Source organism: Pseudoflavonifractor sp. BSD2780061688st1 E11, from assembly GCF_005844125.1.
GTDB lineage: Bacteria > Bacillota > Clostridia > Lachnospirales > Lachnospiraceae > Sellimonas > Sellimonas catena.
The window spans coordinates 79,088-97,914 of sequence record NZ_SPHM01000008.1 but is presented as its reverse complement, the minus strand read 5'-3'; the positions used below and the strand labels follow the sequence as shown (position 1 = coordinate 97,914).

The following is an 18,827-nucleotide window of genomic DNA, read 5'->3' as shown; positions in this document are numbered from 1 at the left end:
ATTGTGTCGACACGGAAACTGTGCTAAAATAGCCATTACAGGGATGTCATAATGTTATAAAGGAATACCAAGGGAAATGACATCTTTTGTCTTTTTTATGGCATAAGCAGTAATACAGATTCAGGAAAACCCGGAAGCGTCATGTTTTCTTCCAAGTCAGAAAAGATGCGGTTTTCCGGTGCCGGCCGGGGCAGTTTCCCGCTTCTGTCTTACTTTCCCGAAAGGGAGCATCTTTCAGTGTGCGGCTAGTGCAGTACCGTTCTCTGTCAGATAGCGGATATTGTTCCAGATGCCTGAAATGACCGGATTTTATTTTTGCGGAATATCCAGTCTTTGACATATTTTTGTCTGTCTCCGCAGATAAAATCAGGAAAGCTCACCATCCGGAACAAGAAAAGGGAGAATTCCTCTTCCGTTTTTGCCAGATTGTCTTCTTTTCATGAAGGCAGAGACTACAAGGCAGACCATTCCCTGACTTCTGCTTCCGGCAGTTGTTCATTCTGTCTTAGATGTTGTTCTTTTGCGAACTATATTCCTTTACATAGTCTTTTCCAGCCGGTATATTATGGAAATGGATTTCATAATCTGTAAAAGACACCTGGCCGAAAGGCCGCTTTTGTCTGACTGAGTCCGGCATGATCTGCTGCATCAGAAAGTGTCTGTTTCAATTAGACAGCTCATCACACTTTGGTATGTTGAGTAAGTTTTCTTTCTTAATTAATATAGGGAAGAAAATGACTTGGATGATTTACGTATGAGAAATCAAAAATTAAATTGGAGGGTTTTGACTATGGGAAACACAGCTACTAAATCCAAGAAAGGTTATCCTTTTGGTTTCTACGCTTGTGCTCTGGGATTCACATTTGAAAGATGTGCATTCTACACAGTTAAATGGCTTCTTGCTATTTGGCTGGCTACGGAAACAACAAGTTCAATGGGTGGTATGGGACTTTCTTCTGTAGAAGCAGGTCAGGTTTCCGCTTATTTCGTAGCATTTACTTACATTACTCCTATGATCGGCGGTTACCTCGCTGACTACTGGGTAAGCCCGAGACTTTGCGTAGTTCTTGGTATGATTCTTATGGGTGTCGGCTACCTTATCGGATGGCAGGCAAGCAACATGACACTTGTATGGGTAATGATTATCTTTGTATCTGTTGGTACAGGTTTATTCAAAGGTAACTTATCCGGTGTCAACAGTTTGATGTTTGATGATCAGGATGAACTGAACTCAGCATTCTCTGTACAGTACTCTTTCGTTAATATCGGTTCTTTCATCGGAACGACATTCGTAGTACTGCTTGCAGATTCTCAGGGATATCAGTTCCTGCTGCTTATCGCTGGTGCTCTTCTGCTCATCGATGCAGTTTGGTTCCTTGCTAATGGCAAATCTCTTGGTGACAAGGGTAAACAGCCATTCAAGAAAGACCAGAGATCTTTCGTTGACAAAGAGAAGAAATCCGCAGAAGAAAACAAACCGCTTACATCCGGCGACAAAAAACGTATTGTTGCTATCGTAATCGTTACACTTTTCTCTGCTATTTTCTGGATTGCATGGTATATGTCCTACAACGTAGTATACTACTACTTCGGATTCGGCGACAGCTCCGAATTCCTGAACTGGGCTGACTGGAGCCTGTTCGGATGGCAGATTCCGCAGACATCCTACTTTGACTCTCTGAACGCTCTGACATGTATCGTTCTGGGACCTGTATTCGCTGTTGTATGGGCTAAAATGGCAGCAAGACCGCAGGGCGATATGTCCATGTTCAAGAAGACAGCTATCGGTATCTTCTTAGTAGGTCTTTCCTACGTAGCTATGGTTGTAGCTAACGTAATTCGTGGCGACGGACAGTGCTCATGGTTCTGGGTAATCTTGATCGCATTATTAATGTCCGTTGGTGAAATGATTTTCTCACCACTTGGAAACTCCTTTATTTCCATGTTCGCACCGGCAAAACTGATGGGATTCCTGTTAGGATTCTGGCCAATCGCTGTATTTATCGCTACACTGATTTACCCGAACCTGTACGGTGCTCTCGATGCTGGTTCAAGAGCTGGTAACTTCAACCTGTACTACAGCATCATTGCTGCAGTTGTTATCATCTGTGGTGTTCTGCTGTACGCATTCAGCGGCAAGCTGGATAAACTGGCTGATGAAAAATAATTGAAAACCAAAGGATTTCCACATATTGATTGTGTGTGATTCCTTAGAAAACAATCTGTTTTCCACAGACCGGCATGACTTTTGTCATGCCGGTTTTGTTATATCATTTTCTATGTTTTTTGTACATTTTTTACAATTTCTTCCATATAAGATTTGAACTTAAGCACCAATAGTGATAAAATATTTATAGCTAAAATTATTTCAGATAAAAAGGAGGTTTTTCTCATGACTGTTGTAGCAGACAGAATCGCCAGACTTCGTGCACTGATGGCAGAAAAAGGAATTGACGCATATGTTGTTCCGACTGCTGATTTTCACCAAAGCGAATATGTAGGCGAGCACTTCAAAGCAAGAAAATTTATTACAGGATTCAGTGGTTCCTACGGTACTGCTGTCATCGGAAAGGACGATGCCGGACTCTGGACAGACGGAAGATATTTCTTCCAGGCTGAAAACGAAATGAAAGGAAGCGGTATCCGCCTGATGAAGATGTTTGTAGGCGATACACCTTCTGTTACAGAATGGCTTGCTTCCTATGTTCCGGAGGGAGGCACTGTCGCATTTGACGGACGTGTACTTTCCATGGGAGAAGGTCAGGAGTATGAAGAAGCACTTGCTTCCAAAGGAATTCGTATCGATTATATGGAAGATCTGATCGACTCGATCTGGGAAGATCGCCCGCCTCTTTCAGACAAACCGGCATTTTTCCTTGAAGAAAAATATTCCGGAGAAAGTACCTCTTCCAAACTGGAGCGCGTGAGAAAAGCAATGTCCGAACAGGGTGCTACCGCACATGTGATTGCATCGCTCGATGATATCTGCTGGCTGTTAAATGTCCGTGGGGACGATATCGATTTCTTCCCGCTTCTGCTCTCCTACGCCATTGTAAAAATGGACAGTGTAGAACTCTATGTGGACGACAGTAAATTAAACGAACAGATCCATGCAGAATTTGCAAAGAACAATGTAAATATTCATCCATACAATGACATTTACGAAGATATCAAAACACTTTCTGCAGATGAAGTCGCTATGATCGATCCGATGAAAATGAATTATGCACTTTACAAAAACATTCCTTGCAAAATTGTAGAATGCGCAAACCCGACTATCCTCATGAAAGCCATGAAAAACCCGGTTGAACTTGAAAATATCAAAGAAGCTCATATCAAGGACGGTGTGGCAATCACAAAATTCATGCACTGGATCAAAACACGCTACGATAAAGAGGTTATCACAGAATTAAGTTCCGCTGCAAAACTTACATCCCTGCGCGCTGAACAGGAAGGCTACATCCGTGACAGTTTCGAACCTCTTTGCGCATTCGGCGACCACGCAGCCATGATGCATTATTCACCATCTGAAGAAAGTGATGTACAACTCAAGGAAGGCGGATTCTTCCTCAATGATACAGGCGGCGGTTACTATGAAGGATCCACAGACATCACCCGTACTTTTGTACTCGGTTCTGTCAGCGATGAAATGAAAAAATACTATACCGCTGTTGTACGTGCCATGATGAATCTTGCGAGAGCAAAATTCCTCTACGGATGTTACGGATACAATCTTGACGTCCTTGCAAGAGGACCAATCTGGGAACTGGATCTTGATTTTCAGTGTGGCACCGGCCATGGCGTAGGATACCTTGCAAATATTCACGAACCACCGACAGGCTTCCGCTGGTATGTCGTACCGAGCAAGAACGAACACCACCAGCTCGAAGAAGGCATGGTTATCACTGACGAACCGGGAATCTACGAAGACGGCAAATTCGGAATCCGTACCGAAAACGAATTCATCGTCAGAAAAGGAACCAAAAACAAATACGGACAGTTCATGTACTTTGAAACCATTACTTTCGCACCAATCGACCTCGATGGAATCGATCCGGAATACCTGTCCAAAACAGAAAGAGAATGGCTCAATAACTACCACAAACAAGTATATGAAAAAATTTCTCCACACTTAACAGACGAAGAAAAAGAATGGCTCAAAACATATACAAGAGAGATCTAATTTGAAATCGGGGGACGTGTTCCGACGCATCGGAGCACGTCCCCAATGTGTTAAAAAACCACCTCTCGATGCTATTGTCTGAATTTATCGAGTCTTCTAAGCAATTCTTTTCTCGACATAACTCTGGGATCCAGCATCGTTTCTGCAAAATCTTTTCGATTCTCAGGTAATTTTTGCAAATCCCAGAACTGTAAATCTGGATGTTCTTCCAAATAGATTTCTATCCATTTCCGAAATATCCTTTCTTTCTGTTCTTTGGTATCTTCCGGCAAATCTTCTATATAAACTTCTTCAAGTTGAGGAATCACTCTTTCTGCTGAATAAGTCATCTGTCCACTTTTAATAAACTGACGTGCGTTTTCGCGAATAAGCCCCTTTTTTTCATAAATGTATTCTTGGGCGCTGCTGTATTGATATCGGTTCATTTTTCCTGTAATCTTTGCTTTGACTGGATTTAAGTGGATATAATAGAAACACTGCCAGAGATATTCTTCACTTTCAATTGGGAAACTTTTAAATCTGTTTTGAAATACATGTCCATTTCTTTCCATCTTTCGGTTGTAATACAATGCATAAGCCGTCTGCACAGCTTTCATGTACTCAGAAATCTCTTTCAGTGGTCCGTGCAGGAGAAGGTGTAAATGATTCGACATAATACAGTACGCATAGATTTCCACCGTCTCTACTTCCTTCTCTTTTAAATACTTTGTCAACTTTTCTTTATGTCGATTTGTTTCAAAAATGCGTTCTCGATTGATTCCCCGGATGATTACATGATAAAAATCCGAAGAAGATTTTCTTCTACCATTTCTTGGCAATTCATCACTCCGTTCTGTAAATTTCAAATTAAAAATTGAAAATAAATAAGATACAATTTAGAAAAAAGAAACTAAAAGATATGATTTCAGATTTTTTTCATCGGGGACAGGTTCCGATACGCCGGAACACGTCCCCAAAAATATTATACTCTTTTTTATAGAAGTGTGCCACTGTTTCTTATTCTTTTTATGTATATTTCGACGACTGCTTATGTGTATTTACAGTGCATAGGTTTTCCAGATCTGTCGGTAGGTCCAGAGCAGGTCTTTTCTGGAAATTTGGTCTCCGCTGATGATATTTTTTTGTTCAAGAACTTCTCCGTTTAGTAGAAGGGTTACTTCTCCGAGTTTTTGTTTTTTTTCTACCGGGGCCTGGATCGTATCTTGCTCCTGGATCTGGATTTCGATCGTTTCTGTCTTTTTCATCAGAATCCGTTTTTGCCTGTCTGTTGCAGAAATATTCAGGAATGCATTCACAGTTCCATCATTGTATAAATTTCCATCCTGTGGTGTTGAATCCTTCACTTCTTTTTCTTTTCCTGCCTCCAGAAGTCGTATTTCGCCATTTTGCAGTGCTTCCTCCCAATATTGGCGGTATTCGTACTGGTCGAGCCCGTACTGCACCAGTTTCTTCATATCATCCCATTTATAATTTTTGTTATTCGGCCATCCGCAGGCAAGAAGTGTTACGATCAGTGTTTTGTCTCCCTGTCTTACCGCTCCCGCATAACAGTATCCTGCTTCTCCGGTAAATCCGGTTTTCCCGGTTAGTGCGCCTTCCATCATATCCAGAAATGCATTATGATTGCTGCATGTGAATTGTTTCTTCCCTGTGGTATCCTGAAATGTTTTTGTCTTTGTCTGTGTGATCCGCAAAAACGCTTCCTTTTGTGGCGATTCCATAATGCAATACCTCATAATTCTCGCCAAATCTTTCGCCGTTGTATGATGAATTCCGTCTTCGTCTTTTCCATCCAGCCCGTTTGGTGTCACAAAATTCGTGTGGTTGCACCCCAGTTTTTTTGCTTTCTGATCCATCAGACTTGTAAACTCATCCACAGTTCCTGAAATATGCTCCGCCACTGCCCACGCACTGTCATTGTGAGACTCCAGCATAATTGAGTACAGGAGATCTTCCATATAAAATTGATCGCCTTCCTTCATCCCAAGATGCACTTCCGGCTGTCTTGCTGCTTCTTTCGAAACTGTTACAATATCGTTAAGATTTGCTGTTTCCAATGCAAGAATACAGGTCATAATCTTCGTTGTACTTGCCATTGGACGCTCTTCCCCACCGTCTTTTTCAAACAGTATCCGTCCACTTTCACCATCCATGAGAACAGCTGACTGTGCATATAATTGCAAATTATCCACCTGAGCTTCTTCTTCCGCCTGTACCTGCAACACCGGAAAACCAACACTAATACAAAGTACACCTATCATAAAAATTACTCCGGCCTTCCACTTCAACCGTCTACAACTCCTCATTTTCAACAGACCACTCCCAGATCAAACTTTCTAAGACAACTCTATGAAAATTCAGACACCTTTATTCCAAAAATGTTCTTTTACCGTAATATTCATGTAAGGTTTGCTACTCATTTTGTTCATAATTTTTTCAACGGGGACGTGTTCCGGTGCATCGGAACACGTCCCCGTTGAAACGTTGAAAAATAAAAATTTTAACATTCTTCTGCGATTTTTTTGACGAGTTTTTCGGTATCGTCCCATCCGATGCATGGATCGGTAATGGACTGTCCGTAGGTGCGGTTGTCGGTGATTTCCTGGCGGCCTTCGATGAGATAGCTTTCGATCATGACTCCTTTGATGAGTTTTTTGAGATCGGTGTTATAATTTCTGCTATGCAGGACTTCGCTGACAATACGGATCTGTTCTTTGTATTGTTTGTTTGAGTTAGAGTGGTTTGCGTCTACGATGACTGCCGGGTTTTTGAGTCTGGATGTTTTGTACATTGCGCTGAGCCGGTAAAGGTCTTCATAGTGGTAGTTTGGTATGCAGGTTCCGTATTTGTCTACGCCGCCGCGGAGAATGGCGTGTGCGAGTGGATTGCCGCTGGTGGTGACATCGAGTGTCCGGTAGATAAACTGGTGGGCGCCTTGTGCTGCTTTGATAGAGTTGAGCATAACAGAAAGATCGCCGCTGGTCGGATTTTTCATTCCTACCGGGATATCCATGCCGCTTGCCGTCAATCGGTGCTGCTGATTTTCAACAGATCTTGCTCCTACAGCCTCATAGGAGAGAATGTCATCGAGGTAGCTTCTGTTTTCCGGATAAAGCATTTCGTCGGCTCCGGTGAGTCCGCTGACTTCGATGGAATGCAGATGAAGTTTCCGGATAGCGATCAAGCCTTCCAGAAGGTTTGGCTCTTTGTCCGGTTCCGGCTGATGCAGCATGCCTTTGTATCCTTCTCCTGTTGTTCTTGGTTTGTTCGTATAGATCCTCGGAATCAGAATCAGTTTGTCTTTGACTTCTTCGTTGAGTCGGGCGAGCCGTTCTACATATTCGCAGACTGCATCTTCGTTATCTGCGGAGCATGGTCCGATGATAACGAGAAATTTATCGGAATACCCGGTGAATACATTCTGAATCTCTCCATCCCGTTCTTCTTTGATTTTTTTCATGTCCGCAGACATAGGATATTTTTGTTTCAGCTCTTCCGGCTCCGGAAGTCTGGCCTGTATCTTCATTGCCATAATCTTGTCCTCTTTCTTTTTTTCTATCTTTTGCTGTCTTCTCTAAATTTGCCTGATCTCTGTTTGCTCTGTACAGTTTCAATCAAATTGCCCGTTTGCAATTATCATACATGCAGCTTGATCTCCGCTTCATCCTCTGCCTCTTCTTTAAACTGTTCCATCTGATCCGGATCGATGCCCGGCAGATCCTCCAGTTTCTGTACGCTGAATCTTCTTAAAAATTCTTCTGTCGTTCCGAAAAGAAGCGGCCTTCCCGGCGCGTCCAGTCTTCCAACTTCACAGACGAGGTTATATTCTACCAATTTGTTGACTGCGTGATCGGACTTGACGCCGCGGATCTTTTCAATTTCAATTTTGGTAACCGGCTGTTTATACGCAATGATGGAAAGTGTCTCCAGAAGAACATCGCTGAGCACCTGCTTTTTCGGCTGTTTTGCAATGCGGATCAAATACTCATAAGCCTCGGGTTTTGTGCACATCTGGCAGGAATCTTCCAGTTCAATAATGCTGATTCCTCTGTCTTCTTCTTCGTATCGTTTCTGCATGGATGAAACCGCCTCTTTAATCCGCTCTTCCGGCTCTTCTACCGCTTTTGCAATGCGTGAGAATTCCACTGCTCCTCCCATGGTAAAGAGGATGGCCTCAATGATCCCTTCCAGTTTCCGTATCTCCATTGTCCTCTTCCTCCTCATCTGTGGACAGAATCAAAATGTCCCCGAATGTTTCTTCCTGACTTGCAGTGATCTTCCCGGCTTTCATCATCTCCAGTACTGCAAGAAAGGTCACGATAACCTGTACTTTCGATGACTGTTTCATCAGCAGATCACGGAACTTAAATGACCGGTGTGTCCTTGTATATTCTGAAATGTATTCCATCTTCTCCGGGAGTGTTACTTCTTCTTTTTCAATCTTGCCAAACCGGCTTCTGACCGGGTCAATCTTATCGTTCTGACGGCGCATGACTTCCTGAAAAATCTCGTTTAACCGGGTCAGGGTCAGATCCCCGATCAGCTCGTCCAGATTTACCGGTGGTGTGTACTCGGCCACCTCTTTCGGAAGATCCGCTTCCCGGTACATCCGCCTTTCGCCTAATACTTCCCGGTCCCGCAGTTCATATGACATATACTTGTACATCTTATACTGCAAAAGCTGTTCTACCAGCTCCTGTCTTGGATCTTCTTCCTCTCCTTCTTCGTTGACTTCTTTTGGAAGAAGCATTCTGCATTTGATATCCAGAAGAGTCGCCGCCATCACGAGAAACTCGCTCATGACATTCAGATCCTCCCGTTCCATCTGCCGGATATATTCCATGTACTGGTTGGTAATCTCTACAATCGGGATATCATAAATATCTATTTTATTTTTATCAATCAGGTGCAGGAGCAGGTCCAGCGGCCCCTCAAACACCGGAAGCTTTACCGGTATGCCCATTTGGTTCCTTCTTTCTCTACGCTTCGTCTAACCGTTTTATTATACATGATCCTGCTTCTTTTCTCAAGAGATTCCGCTCCCTTCCCGCAGTTTCCCACACGCTGCTATTTTTCCTGCCGTCCGCAGATTACAACCACTTCCGCCCGGTCAAACAAGCGGATCGGGATGCTGTGTCCTCCCAGTCCTTTGCTGACAATGATATCACTCTCGCCGCGCCTGGAATGTTCTCCCGAATATTTTGGAAATAATGTCAGCTGCGGTGAAATGATTCCGCCGATCCCGGGAAGGCGTACGACTCCGCCGTGAAGGTGTCCGCACAGGACAAGGTTCATTCCCCAGTCCGCGTAGGTTTCCGCATAAAGTGCCTGATGAGCCAGCAGAATCTTATACGGACCTCCGTCTTTGACCGGACGCATGTCAAACTGTTCCGGCATCAACTGTTCCGGACTCTCATCACAAAAGGAATCATAGTGTTTCCATGGAACCTGCTTGGCAAAAAAGGAAACCGGAATTTCGAGTCCTCCGATCTGTACATTCTGTCCTCCAAGCTTCAGGGTGCAGGCTTCATTTTCGAGCATATGAATTCCGGCGTCGACCAGCCTTTTTTTATAATTCTGATAGGCCTTTCCATATTCTTCCTCGCACTCTTTCATCTTCTGCTCATGATTTCCATTGGCACAGTAAACCGGAGCGATGGACGGAAGCTGTTCCATAAAGCATGCCGCCTTCTCCGATTTTTCACCGGTACTTCGGATCAGCATGTCCCCTCCAACAAGGATCAGATCCGGCTTCTCGTCACGTACTGCGCGGAGCAGTTTTTCATTGCCTTCTCCGTATTCCTGATTGTGAAGGTCACTTAAAAAAACAATCTTCCAGTCATCTCCTGTGCCATTGGTCCCGTAATCCACATCATAGCGTGTTACTACAAAGGTATGGTTTTCATAAAAAATTCTCAAAAGCACCAGAAGCGCAAGAAAGAAAAGACACACGATAACGGTTATCATTCTGCCTTTTCCCCCGTTTCTGCCGCTGCTTTAACTGCCTCGTACAGGTCACGGATCGTGTCAAAACAATAGTCCGGCTTCCAGATGCTTGTCCGCACTTCCTCCTCATCGGCTTCTCCGGTGTAGACAACCGCCGTCTCCATTCCGGCATTGATGCCGCAGGCGATATCGGTGTAAAGCCGGTCCCCTACAACAAGGAACTCTTCCGAAGATCCCCGGCACTGCTTTGCACACAGATCCGCAATTACCCGGTTTGGTTTACCGATAAAGTGCGGCTCACGACCGACGGTATCACGGATCATCCCGCAGATAGCACCACAGTCCGGAATGAATCCGAAAGGTGCAGGACACCTCAGATCCGGATTGGTTCCGAGGAAATCCACTTCCTCCCGGAACAGCAGTTTACACGCTTTTTCCAGTTTTTCATACCGAAGTGTATCGTCAAACCCGGCAAGAACACAGGTCACATCCTGCTCTGCCTCTTCCGTCACCTGCACTCCGAATCCTTTCAGTTCTTCCACGAAAGAAGGTGTCCCAAGTACAAACACCTTCTTCCCCGCATAGTGTTCTTTCATATAAAGGCATGCCGCGTAGGAAGCAGTCATAAACTGCTCCTCCGAAGCTTCGATGCCCCATCTTGCAAATTTGTCAACATAGTCTTTCCTGCTCTTTGTAGAATTGTTTGTGATATAGAAACTCCGGCCGCCTTTTCTTTCAATCCATTCCAGCAACTCTTTGGTTCCGTCATATAATGTCTCTCCGACAGCCAGCGTTCCGTCAATATCAAATAAAAAATACTTTTTTTCTTTTAACATGCTTTTGGCTCCTTTTCCTAGACATTATATAATTTTTCTCTTCCTTTTACAACGAAAAGCTGTCCAAAACATCTTCGATTGCGTGTTTTAGCGACATGGCCGGCACATCGTCCGCCGCAGCCAGCTCCACTTCTCCGATCTTCTCCCCGTTCAGCAGATACTGTACCGTTCCAGCCTTCTGTCCTTTCTTCACCGGAGCTTTTAAAGAGGCCTTTGGCACCACTTTCTTTTCTACTCCGCTTAAATCTGCTCCGCTGACGTCGAGATAAGAGAAACCGCTCTTCTGCACGACCTTTACCTGATCCTCTTCTCCACGTTCCACTTTTACCGTTTTTTGCACGGACTCCCAGTCCGGATCCTCGTACTTCCGGCAGATGGAGAATCCATAATTCAGCAGTGTCTGAGCATCTGCAAACCGTGTCTTTACGTCCGGCGCCGCCATAATAACGGCAATCAGATCAATTCCATCTTTCTGTGCGGTGGCACTCAAACAGAATTTTGCCTCTCCTGTGGATCCTGTCTTCAGCCCGGTGGCATAGGAGTACTGTCGGATCAGCTTATTCGTATTGGAAAGGCCAAACTCTTCCTCGCCCTTTTTCGTTTTATGTACGATGGTATCCATCCAGATTTTCGTATACTCGTACACATCCGGATATTTTGTAATCAGTTCCCGTGACATCAGTGCAATATCTCTGGCTGTCGTCACATGACCGTCCGTATCCAGGCCGTTACAGTTTTTAAACACTGTATTCTCCATCCCGAGACCTTTGGCCCGTTCATTCATCTGCTGCACAAACGCCTCCTCTGTGCCGGAAATGTATTCTGCCATGGCGACACAGGCATCATTGGCACTGGATACAACGATACATTTCAGCAAGGTATCCACCGTCTGTTCTTCTCCTGCTTCCAGAAACACCTGGCTGCCTCCCATGGAAGCGGCATACTCCGAGGTGGGCACCACATCTTCTTTGTGAATTTTCCCTGCCGAAAGGGCGTCGTAAATCAAAAGAATCGTCATGACTTTGGTCACACTGGCCGGCGGTCTTCTGGTATCCGCGTCTTTTTCATACAATACTTTTCCCGTTGACGCCTCCATCAAAAAAACAGAAGGAGCCGTGACGGTCACACTTCCCGCACTTTCTCCTCCTGTCTCTTCTTCTGCCATGACGGCCATACTCCCTGAAATGCAGAACAGGACCGACGCCATCAGCATTGCTATCCACTTTTTCACTTCTTACCTCTTCATCTGGCATTTATTACATTGTAGGATTCTGCCTGCCAAAATATGTCTGTCCCATCAAGAAAGGAGCGGAAATCGAAGCTGAATCGTAAACCAGTTCCCCTTCAGCCAGGCCCGGATCTCTCCGTGCATCCGTACAGTAAATTCCTTTGCAATGGAAAGTCCAAGGCCGGAGGAAGCGGTCCTGCTTCTTGCCTCGTCCGCCTTATAAAACCGTTCAAATACTTTCCCTACATCAATTTCGTCCGGCCTGGCCGTATAGTTGGCACACTCCACCACAGCCCAGCCCTCTTTCCTGAACATGGAGAATTTCATCTTCCCCTCTCCATGATCGAGACCATTTTTGATAATATTCTGGAGCGTCCGGCGAAGCCCCGCTTCGTTTCCTTCGATCTGCAGCTGCTCCTCGGTAAGATCAATCTCCGGTTCCATGCCTCTTTCCACCCAGACATCATAATAAGAAAACGCCGTCTCGGTCAAAATCCGGTTCAGATAAAGGGGCTCCAGTTTCAGCTCATAGGTCTCATTTTTCAGTTTTGTATAGGTGAACAACTCTTCCAGCATTTCTTTCAGGCTTACAATCCGCTCCTGAATCACTTTTAGATACCGTTCCCGTTCTTTCTGCTCTTTGCTGTCTCTTAACAGCTGGAAATATCCATCAAGCGAAGTCAAAGGGGTCCGGATATCGTGGGAAAGATTCGTATAAGCATCGGAAATATCCTGCTCTTTTTTCAGATATCTCCGCCGCTGCTCTCTCTGCAGTTCCAGCATTTCATTCAGTTCATCTGTCAGTTCCCGGATGCCGAAAGCATCCATCTGCCTTGTAATCAGAAGATTGCTGTCATATTCTTTCAGAAACGCCAGCTGGCGGCAGATATCCCGTATCTGCCGCTTGTATACTGCCAGTATGATAAGAAGTACAGCCACCAGGGCCGCAAGAATTCCAATGATCCATTCCATTTATCTGATGTCCCTTCTTTGAAATACGATGGCACTGACTACAGTGAATACTGTACCGTAGACAATCGCCACCAGGGCTGCCTTAATCAGGAGATCCGGATCTCCGTGAAGCTGCAGTATACTGATCGATCCCGTTACCGTGTAAGAAAGAACGTCCACTGTCCTGTCAAATACTGTCTGGATACCTCTTCCGACCATTCCCCAGAGCAGGACCGTCATATTCATGCAGAGCATGATCGCCAGCGTCATGCTGATAATATTATTGAGAATAAGGATCGAAATTCCCATCACAATCAGAGCCAGTGCATAGTGCAGCAGCAGCTGGGTTCCGATATATCCGAGGAACTCCGATACCGGACCGATCTCCAGATATCCGTAAAATACTGCGTTGCAGAGAGCCTGAACTGCCAAAGTAAGCACAAATGTCAGTACCGTATAGAGAAATAAAATCACTGCCTTGGAAATCACCAGATCCGACCGCCTCCTGCACTGTCCTCCGATGTTTTTAATGTATCCGCTCCGAATATCTGCCGTTGCAAAGAGAACGGCAAAAATGACGATAAAAATCGCTTCCACTTTCCCCTGCGTGTTGGCATAAAACATGTCATAGAGCGTTGCTTTCTGCCCCGGTTCTGTCGGCACTGTCACATACATGCCAAGATTTTCCGCCGTATCTTCTACTCCTTCCTGCATCGTCTCCCAGTTATTGGCACTTGCCTGTGGATCCTTATATTCTTCCCGCATGGATGCAGTAGTGAGAACCAGCATCACAGTAAGCAAGATCCAGAGAATGTACTGGCTTTTTGATTTCAGCATCCGGTAAAAGTCCATTTTAATGATATTCAGCATGACCGGCACCTCCTGTCAGATTCAGATAATAATTCTCCAGCTTCTCGCTGCACACCTTCAATTCCCGGATATCCGCCCCGGCACGAATCAGCTCCCTGTTTAACCATGCGCTCCGGTCCATCTTCTCAAAGACCCACACATGGCCGGAATCCACGATCTGATACTGCTGAATTCCAAGCCGGTCCAGTATCGGCACAATCTGTTCCGGCACTCCCGTAGCAATCTCAATCCGCTCGCCGCAGCGCTCCATCAGTTCTTCCCTTGTAATCTCCTCGATCAGTTCCCCGTGATGGATAATGCCATAATCCGTCGCAATCTTGGAGAGTTCCTCCAGAATATGGCTGGAAATCACAATCGTCATATTTTTCTCTTTATTCAGTTTCAGGATGGTATCTCTGATCTCCACAATTCCCTGCGGGTCCAGTCCGTTAATCGGTTCGTCGAGCAGCAGCAGGTCCGGCTCGCCTACCAGAGCAAGGCCGATTCCAAGTCTCTGTTTCATCCCGAGGGAAAAGTGCTTCGTTTTTTTCTTTCCCGTGTCTGAAAGACCTACAATTTTCAGAATCTCCTCAATGTATCCTTTTTTATGAATTCCGAAAAAACGGCATTTCAGGTCCAGATTATCATAGGCGCTTAAATTTCCGTAAATCCCCGGTGCCTCGATCAGGCACCCGATCCGGAACCGTACATTTGCAAGTTCTTTTCCCCTCAGCCCGAATATCTCGATCTCACCGCTGCTTGGCGATGCAAGTCCGGCAAGCATTTTTAAAAACGTTGTCTTCCCGGCGCCGTTTCGTCCGATCAGTCCGTATACCGCCCCTTTCCGGACATGCATGCTGATCCGGCTGACCGCCCTGTGATGCCCGTATTGTTTTGTAAGTCCCTGGGTTCTGACTATCGTCTGATTCACTTTTATTCATCTCCTTTTTTTATTTGCTTTCATCTTACACTCTCTTTCCAAATCCTTCGCAAATAAAAAGTAAAGACTTCGTAAAGATCTCATCTGGAAAGTGTATAGCCGATTCCCCATACTGTATCGATAAACGACCGGTCCGATACTGTTTTTAGTTTCTTCCTGATATTGCTGATATGCACATCAATGGCCTTCGTTTCACCCATAAACGGCTCCTCCCACGCCGCCTCAAAAATCTCTTCCTTGCTGAATACTTTTTTGGGCCAGCTAAGAAACAGTTCCAGAATCAAAAACTCCTGCCTGGTCACTCCTTCCAGACGCACCCCGTCTACGTAGATCTGGTGCTCCTCACGGTCAAGGAGAAGTCCATTGTGCTCCAGCACTTTCGTTTCTTTTGCGCCGGAACTTTTTCTGAGCTGTACCTGGACTCTTGCTAGCACTTCCCGGATCTCAAAAGGTTTGACCACATAATCATCCGCACCGCCAAGGAGAACATCCACCTTCTCGTCCATCTCGTCTTTTGCAGAAAGAACAATAACCGGAATGGCCCCTTTTGCACGGATCTCTTTCAGAAGCGCCTCCCCGGACATGCCCGGCAGCATCAGATCCAGAAGGACCAGATCCGGCCGTTCCTACGAAAGCACAAATCTCCCTTCTGTCCCGGAAAATGCCTGTACGCAGCGGTATCCTTCCTTTTCCAGCGCTTCTTTCAGCATCTCATTGATATTGACATCATCTTCCACAATCAAAATCATATTCATCCTGTCTTCCTTCCTTTTGGCTCATCTTTTCCTATCGTAGCACGTCCGAAGTTTTCTGTAAACATAGAAAAAACAGGATGCCTTCCGGCATCCTGTCTCTGCACATCTTAGTTATATTTACGTTTTCTAGCAGCCTCAGATTTCTTTTTACGTCTTACGCTTGGTTTTTCGTAATGTTCTCTCTTACGAATCTCCTGCTGGATACCAGCTTTTGCGCAGTTACGTTTGAATCTGCGTAAAGCGCTGTCTAAACTTTCGTTTTCTTTAACGATTACATTTGACATAGTCTCACACCTAACCTCCCCTCCAGTCCTGTATTGTGCATCATACGACTGTTCGGGTATTTTATTGCACTACAAGTATTATACCATATTTTCTTTATCCGTCAAGGAGTTTTTCGCATCTTTGTGCGCGCTTTTGCGGGATTATGCCAGCTGTTCCTTTGCGGTTTCTCTTGCTTTTTCCAGTGCAGCATCCACGCCATCCGGATTCTTGCCGCCGGCCTGTGCCATGTTCGGGCGTCCGCCGCCGCCTCCGCCGACCAGTCCTGCGATGGCTTTGATCAGGTTTCCTGCATGGGCGCCTTTCTTCACCGCGCCGTCTGTCGCCGTCGCCATCAGGCTGACTTTTCCGTCTGTCACAGATGCGATCACGATGACTCCTTCACCGACTTTTTCCTTTAACTGATCGCCGAGATCACGCAGTCCGTTCATGTCTACGCCTTCGACTTTTGTTGCGATCACGGAAATTCCATCGATCACTTCTGCCTGATCTGTGACATCTCCCATGGCATCCTTTGCCAGTTTGCTCTTCAGGCTTTCCACTTCGCTTCTAAGCTCTTTGTTCTCTGCCTGCAGATGGCTGAGCTTCTCTTCCAGATGATCCGGTGTCGTCTTCAAAGCCCTGGAAGCCTCATGAAGAATCATTTCCAGATTTGCATAGTATTCCATCAGTCCTTTGGAAGTCAGTGCCTCGATACGGCGCACACCTGCTGCCACACCTGCTTCGGAAACAATCTTGAAGGATCCGATGGATGCAGTATTGTCCACGTGTGTTCCACCGCAAAATTCCTTGGAGAATTCTCCCATGCTGACAACGCGGACGATCTCTCCGTACTTTTCACCAAACAAAGCCTGCGCCCCTGTCTTTTTTGCCTCTTCGATCGGAAGGTTTTCTACCTTCACCGGAAGTGCATCGGCAATGGCCTTGTTTACGATATCTTCTACGTTTTTGATTTCTTCCGGCGTCAGTGCGGAGAAATGTGTAAAGTCAAAACGAAGTCTTGCCGCATCCACGTAGGAACCAGCCTGCTCTACGTGCGTTCCAAGTACGGTACGCAGTGCCTTCTGAAGCAGATGAGTCGCGCTGTGGTTTCTAGCAGAAAGTCTTCTGTTCTCCTCATCTACTTTCAACACAACCGTCTCACCGGTACGGATCATACCTTTTGCTGTATATCCGATATGAGCGATCTTGCCGCCCAGGAGTTTCTTTACGTCTTTTACTACGAATTCAAAGTTTCCATCTTCGGAAGTAATCACACCTTTGTCTGCATTCTGTCCACCGCTTGTCGCATAGAACGGGGTCTCTTCTACAAAAATTGTACCTTCCACGCCTTCGGTCAGCGCATCGGTCAGTTCGGTCTCTGTCGTCAGCACTGTTACCTTGGATCTGTGTGTCAGTGTCTCGTATCCAACAAAGGTAGATGTGATCGACGGATCGATGGACTCATAAACTGTCACATCTGCTCCCATGTAGTTTGTTACGCCTCTGGCTGCACGTGCGGTCTCCCGCTGTACCTGCATGGCTTTCTGGAATCCTTCCTCGTCTACAGAAATTCCCTTTTCTTCCAGGATCTCTTTTGTCAGATCCAGCGGGAATCCATATGTGTCGTAAAGCTTGAACGCATTGTCTCCAGAAAGAATCTTCTCTCCTTTTTCGTTCATCTCTGCTTCCATCTCTGCAAGGATACCAAGTCCCTGGTCAATGGTTTTATTAAACTGGTCTTCCTCTTTGCTGATAACATTAAGGATGAAATCTTTCTTTTCTTCCAGTTCCGGATATCCGTCTTTAGATCCGGCGATTACCGTCTCGCAAAGACCGGACAAGAATTTTCCTTCGATATTCAGAATTCTTCCGTGACGGCATGCGCGGCGCAGGAGACGTCGAAGCACGTAGCCTCTTCCCTCGTTGGACGGCATGATTCCGTCGGAAATCATAAATGTCACGGAACGGATATGGTCTGTGATGACACGGATGGAAATATCCGTCTTCTCATCCTCTTTGTAAGTCACGCCCGCAATCCGGCATACATGGTCACGGAGCGCTTTCATTGTATCAATATCAAAAATGGAATCCACGTCCTGTACAACACTTGCCAGACGCTCCAGTCCCATTCCGGTATCGATATTCTTCTGTTCCAGTTCGCTGTAATTGCCGTGTCCGTCGTTATCAAACTGGGTGAATACGTTGTTCCAGATTTCCATGTAACGGTCGCACTCACAGCCTACTGTACAGTCCGGTTTGCCGCAGCCGTATTTTTCGCCGCGGTCATAGTAGATCTCGGAACATGGTCCGCAAGGTCCGGAACCGTGCTCCCAGAAATTGTCTTCTTTTCCAAACTTGTAAATCCGGTCTGCCGGGATGCCCATCTCCTTGTTCCAGATATCAAAGGCTTCCTGATCATCCACGTAAACGGACGGATACAGGCGGTTTGGATCAAGTCCTACCACTTCGGTCAGGAATTCCCAGGACCAGTGGATCGCCTCTCTTTTAAAATAATCTCCGAAGGAAAAGTTCCCGAGCATCTCGAAAAAGGTACCGTGTCTTGCGGTCTTTCCTACGTTTTCGATATCACCGGTACGGATACATTTCTGGCATGTAGCCATCCGTCTTCTCGGCGGAATCTCCTGTCCGGTAAAGTATGGTTTTAATGGTGCCATCCCGGAATTGATGAGCAACAAACTCTTATCGTTGTGCGGCACCAGGGAAAAACTTTTGTGAACGAGATGTTCTTTGCTCTCGAAAAAGTCCAGGAACATCTTTCTTAACTCATTGACTCCATAAGTCTGCATGACGCTGTCTGCCTCCTCATTGTATATTTCAAGCGTTCTCTCTTCTTTTGCTTATCTTATTAATCATA

General features: G+C 45.7%; 17 protein-coding genes. 2 read left to right on the top strand and 15 right to left on the bottom strand.

The genetic code is table 11. The features are described from left to right. Window positions 1–790: 790 nt before the first annotated feature. Window positions 791–2,167 (top strand): peptide MFS transporter, encoded by a 1,377-nt coding sequence (locus FGQ85_RS05525; protein WP_087167290.1) that lies wholly within the window; start codon window positions 791–793, stop codon window positions 2,165–2,167. Between the two features lie 225 nt (window positions 2,168–2,392). After that, window positions 2,393–4,183 carry an aminopeptidase P family protein gene (locus tag FGQ85_RS05520; RefSeq protein WP_087254885.1) on the top strand — a complete coding sequence of 597 codons (1,791 nt, stop codon included), beginning with the start codon at window positions 2,393–2,395 and terminating at the stop codon, window positions 4,181–4,183. A gap of 71 nt (window positions 4,184–4,254) precedes the next feature. On the opposite strand, the gene FGQ85_RS05515 is transcribed toward FGQ85_RS05520, so the two are convergent. The 15 genes from FGQ85_RS05515 to alaS all read right to left on the bottom strand — a co-directional run bounded on the left by FGQ85_RS05515 (window position 4,255) and on the right by alaS (window position 18,759). Further along, window positions 4,255–5,001, bottom strand: coding sequence for a transposase (locus tag FGQ85_RS05515; RefSeq protein WP_162610130.1), 747 nt, complete (start codon window positions 4,999–5,001; stop codon window positions 4,255–4,257). A gap of 219 nt (window positions 5,002–5,220) precedes the next feature. After that, on the bottom strand, window positions 5,221–6,444 hold the full coding sequence (locus FGQ85_RS05510; RefSeq protein ID WP_087253073.1) for a D-alanyl-D-alanine carboxypeptidase family protein: 1,224 nt from the start codon (window positions 6,442–6,444) through the stop codon (window positions 5,221–5,223). Between the two features lie 239 nt (window positions 6,445–6,683). Continuing rightward, a complete protein-coding gene (locus tag FGQ85_RS05505) occupies window positions 6,684–7,715 on the bottom strand; it encodes a 3-deoxy-7-phosphoheptulonate synthase (protein WP_087167294.1) in 1,032 nt (343 codons plus the stop codon). Between the two features lie 104 nt (window positions 7,716–7,819). Beyond that, window positions 7,820–8,389, bottom strand: coding sequence for an SMC-Scp complex subunit ScpB (gene scpB, locus FGQ85_RS05500; protein WP_118635678.1), 570 nt, complete (start codon window positions 8,387–8,389; stop codon window positions 7,820–7,822). Continuing rightward, a complete protein-coding gene (locus FGQ85_RS05495) occupies window positions 8,358–9,146 on the bottom strand; it encodes a segregation/condensation protein A (RefSeq protein WP_138372875.1) in 789 nt (262 codons plus the stop codon). The genes scpB and FGQ85_RS05495 overlap by 32 nt, the downstream gene beginning before the upstream one ends. A 104-nt stretch (window positions 9,147–9,250) precedes the next feature. Next, the gene (locus tag FGQ85_RS05490; protein ID WP_138372874.1) at window positions 9,251–10,150 is read right to left on the bottom strand and encodes a metallophosphoesterase; all 900 of its coding nucleotides are present in this window, start codon (window positions 10,148–10,150) and stop codon (window positions 9,251–9,253) included. Beyond that, the gene (locus FGQ85_RS05485; RefSeq protein ID WP_138372873.1) at window positions 10,147–10,965 is read right to left on the bottom strand and encodes an HAD-IIA family hydrolase; all 819 of its coding nucleotides are present in this window, start codon (window positions 10,963–10,965) and stop codon (window positions 10,147–10,149) included. Before FGQ85_RS05485 ends, FGQ85_RS05490 begins: the two co-directional genes overlap by 4 nt. Window positions 10,966–11,011: 46 nt before the next feature. After that, window positions 11,012–12,196, bottom strand: a complete 1,185-nt coding sequence (locus tag FGQ85_RS05480; RefSeq protein ID WP_347563050.1) for a D-alanyl-D-alanine carboxypeptidase family protein — start codon at window positions 12,194–12,196, stop codon at window positions 11,012–11,014. A 66-nt stretch (window positions 12,197–12,262) separates the two neighbouring features. Next, a complete protein-coding gene (locus FGQ85_RS05475; protein ID WP_138372872.1) occupies window positions 12,263–13,165 on the bottom strand; it encodes a HAMP domain-containing sensor histidine kinase in 903 nt (300 codons plus the stop codon). Next, window positions 13,166–14,014: an ABC transporter permease gene (locus tag FGQ85_RS05470; protein WP_138372871.1), complete on the bottom strand. Its 849-nt coding sequence runs from the start codon at window positions 14,012–14,014 to the stop codon at window positions 13,166–13,168. Beyond that, entirely contained in the window at window positions 13,998–14,924 is a 927-nt protein-coding gene (locus FGQ85_RS05465) for an ABC transporter ATP-binding protein (protein ID WP_171027891.1), read from the bottom strand. The genes FGQ85_RS05470 and FGQ85_RS05465 overlap by 17 nt, the downstream gene beginning before the upstream one ends. Before the next feature lie 89 nt (window positions 14,925–15,013). After that, window positions 15,014–15,547, bottom strand: coding sequence for a response regulator transcription factor (locus FGQ85_RS05460; RefSeq protein ID WP_347563051.1), 534 nt, complete (start codon window positions 15,545–15,547; stop codon window positions 15,014–15,016). 12 nt (window positions 15,548–15,559) lie between these two features. Continuing rightward, window positions 15,560–15,688, bottom strand: a complete 129-nt coding sequence (locus tag FGQ85_RS19110) for a hypothetical protein (RefSeq protein ID WP_347563049.1) — start codon at window positions 15,686–15,688, stop codon at window positions 15,560–15,562. A gap of 107 nt (window positions 15,689–15,795) precedes the next feature. After that, window positions 15,796–15,972, bottom strand: a complete 177-nt coding sequence (gene rpsU, locus FGQ85_RS05455; RefSeq protein WP_005603101.1) for a 30S ribosomal protein S21 — start codon at window positions 15,970–15,972, stop codon at window positions 15,796–15,798. 141 nt (window positions 15,973–16,113) lie between these two features. Next, window positions 16,114–18,759: an alanine--tRNA ligase gene (gene alaS / locus FGQ85_RS05450; protein ID WP_138372870.1), complete on the bottom strand. Its 2,646-nt coding sequence runs from the start codon at window positions 18,757–18,759 to the stop codon at window positions 16,114–16,116. Window positions 18,760–18,827: the final 68 nt, after the last annotated feature.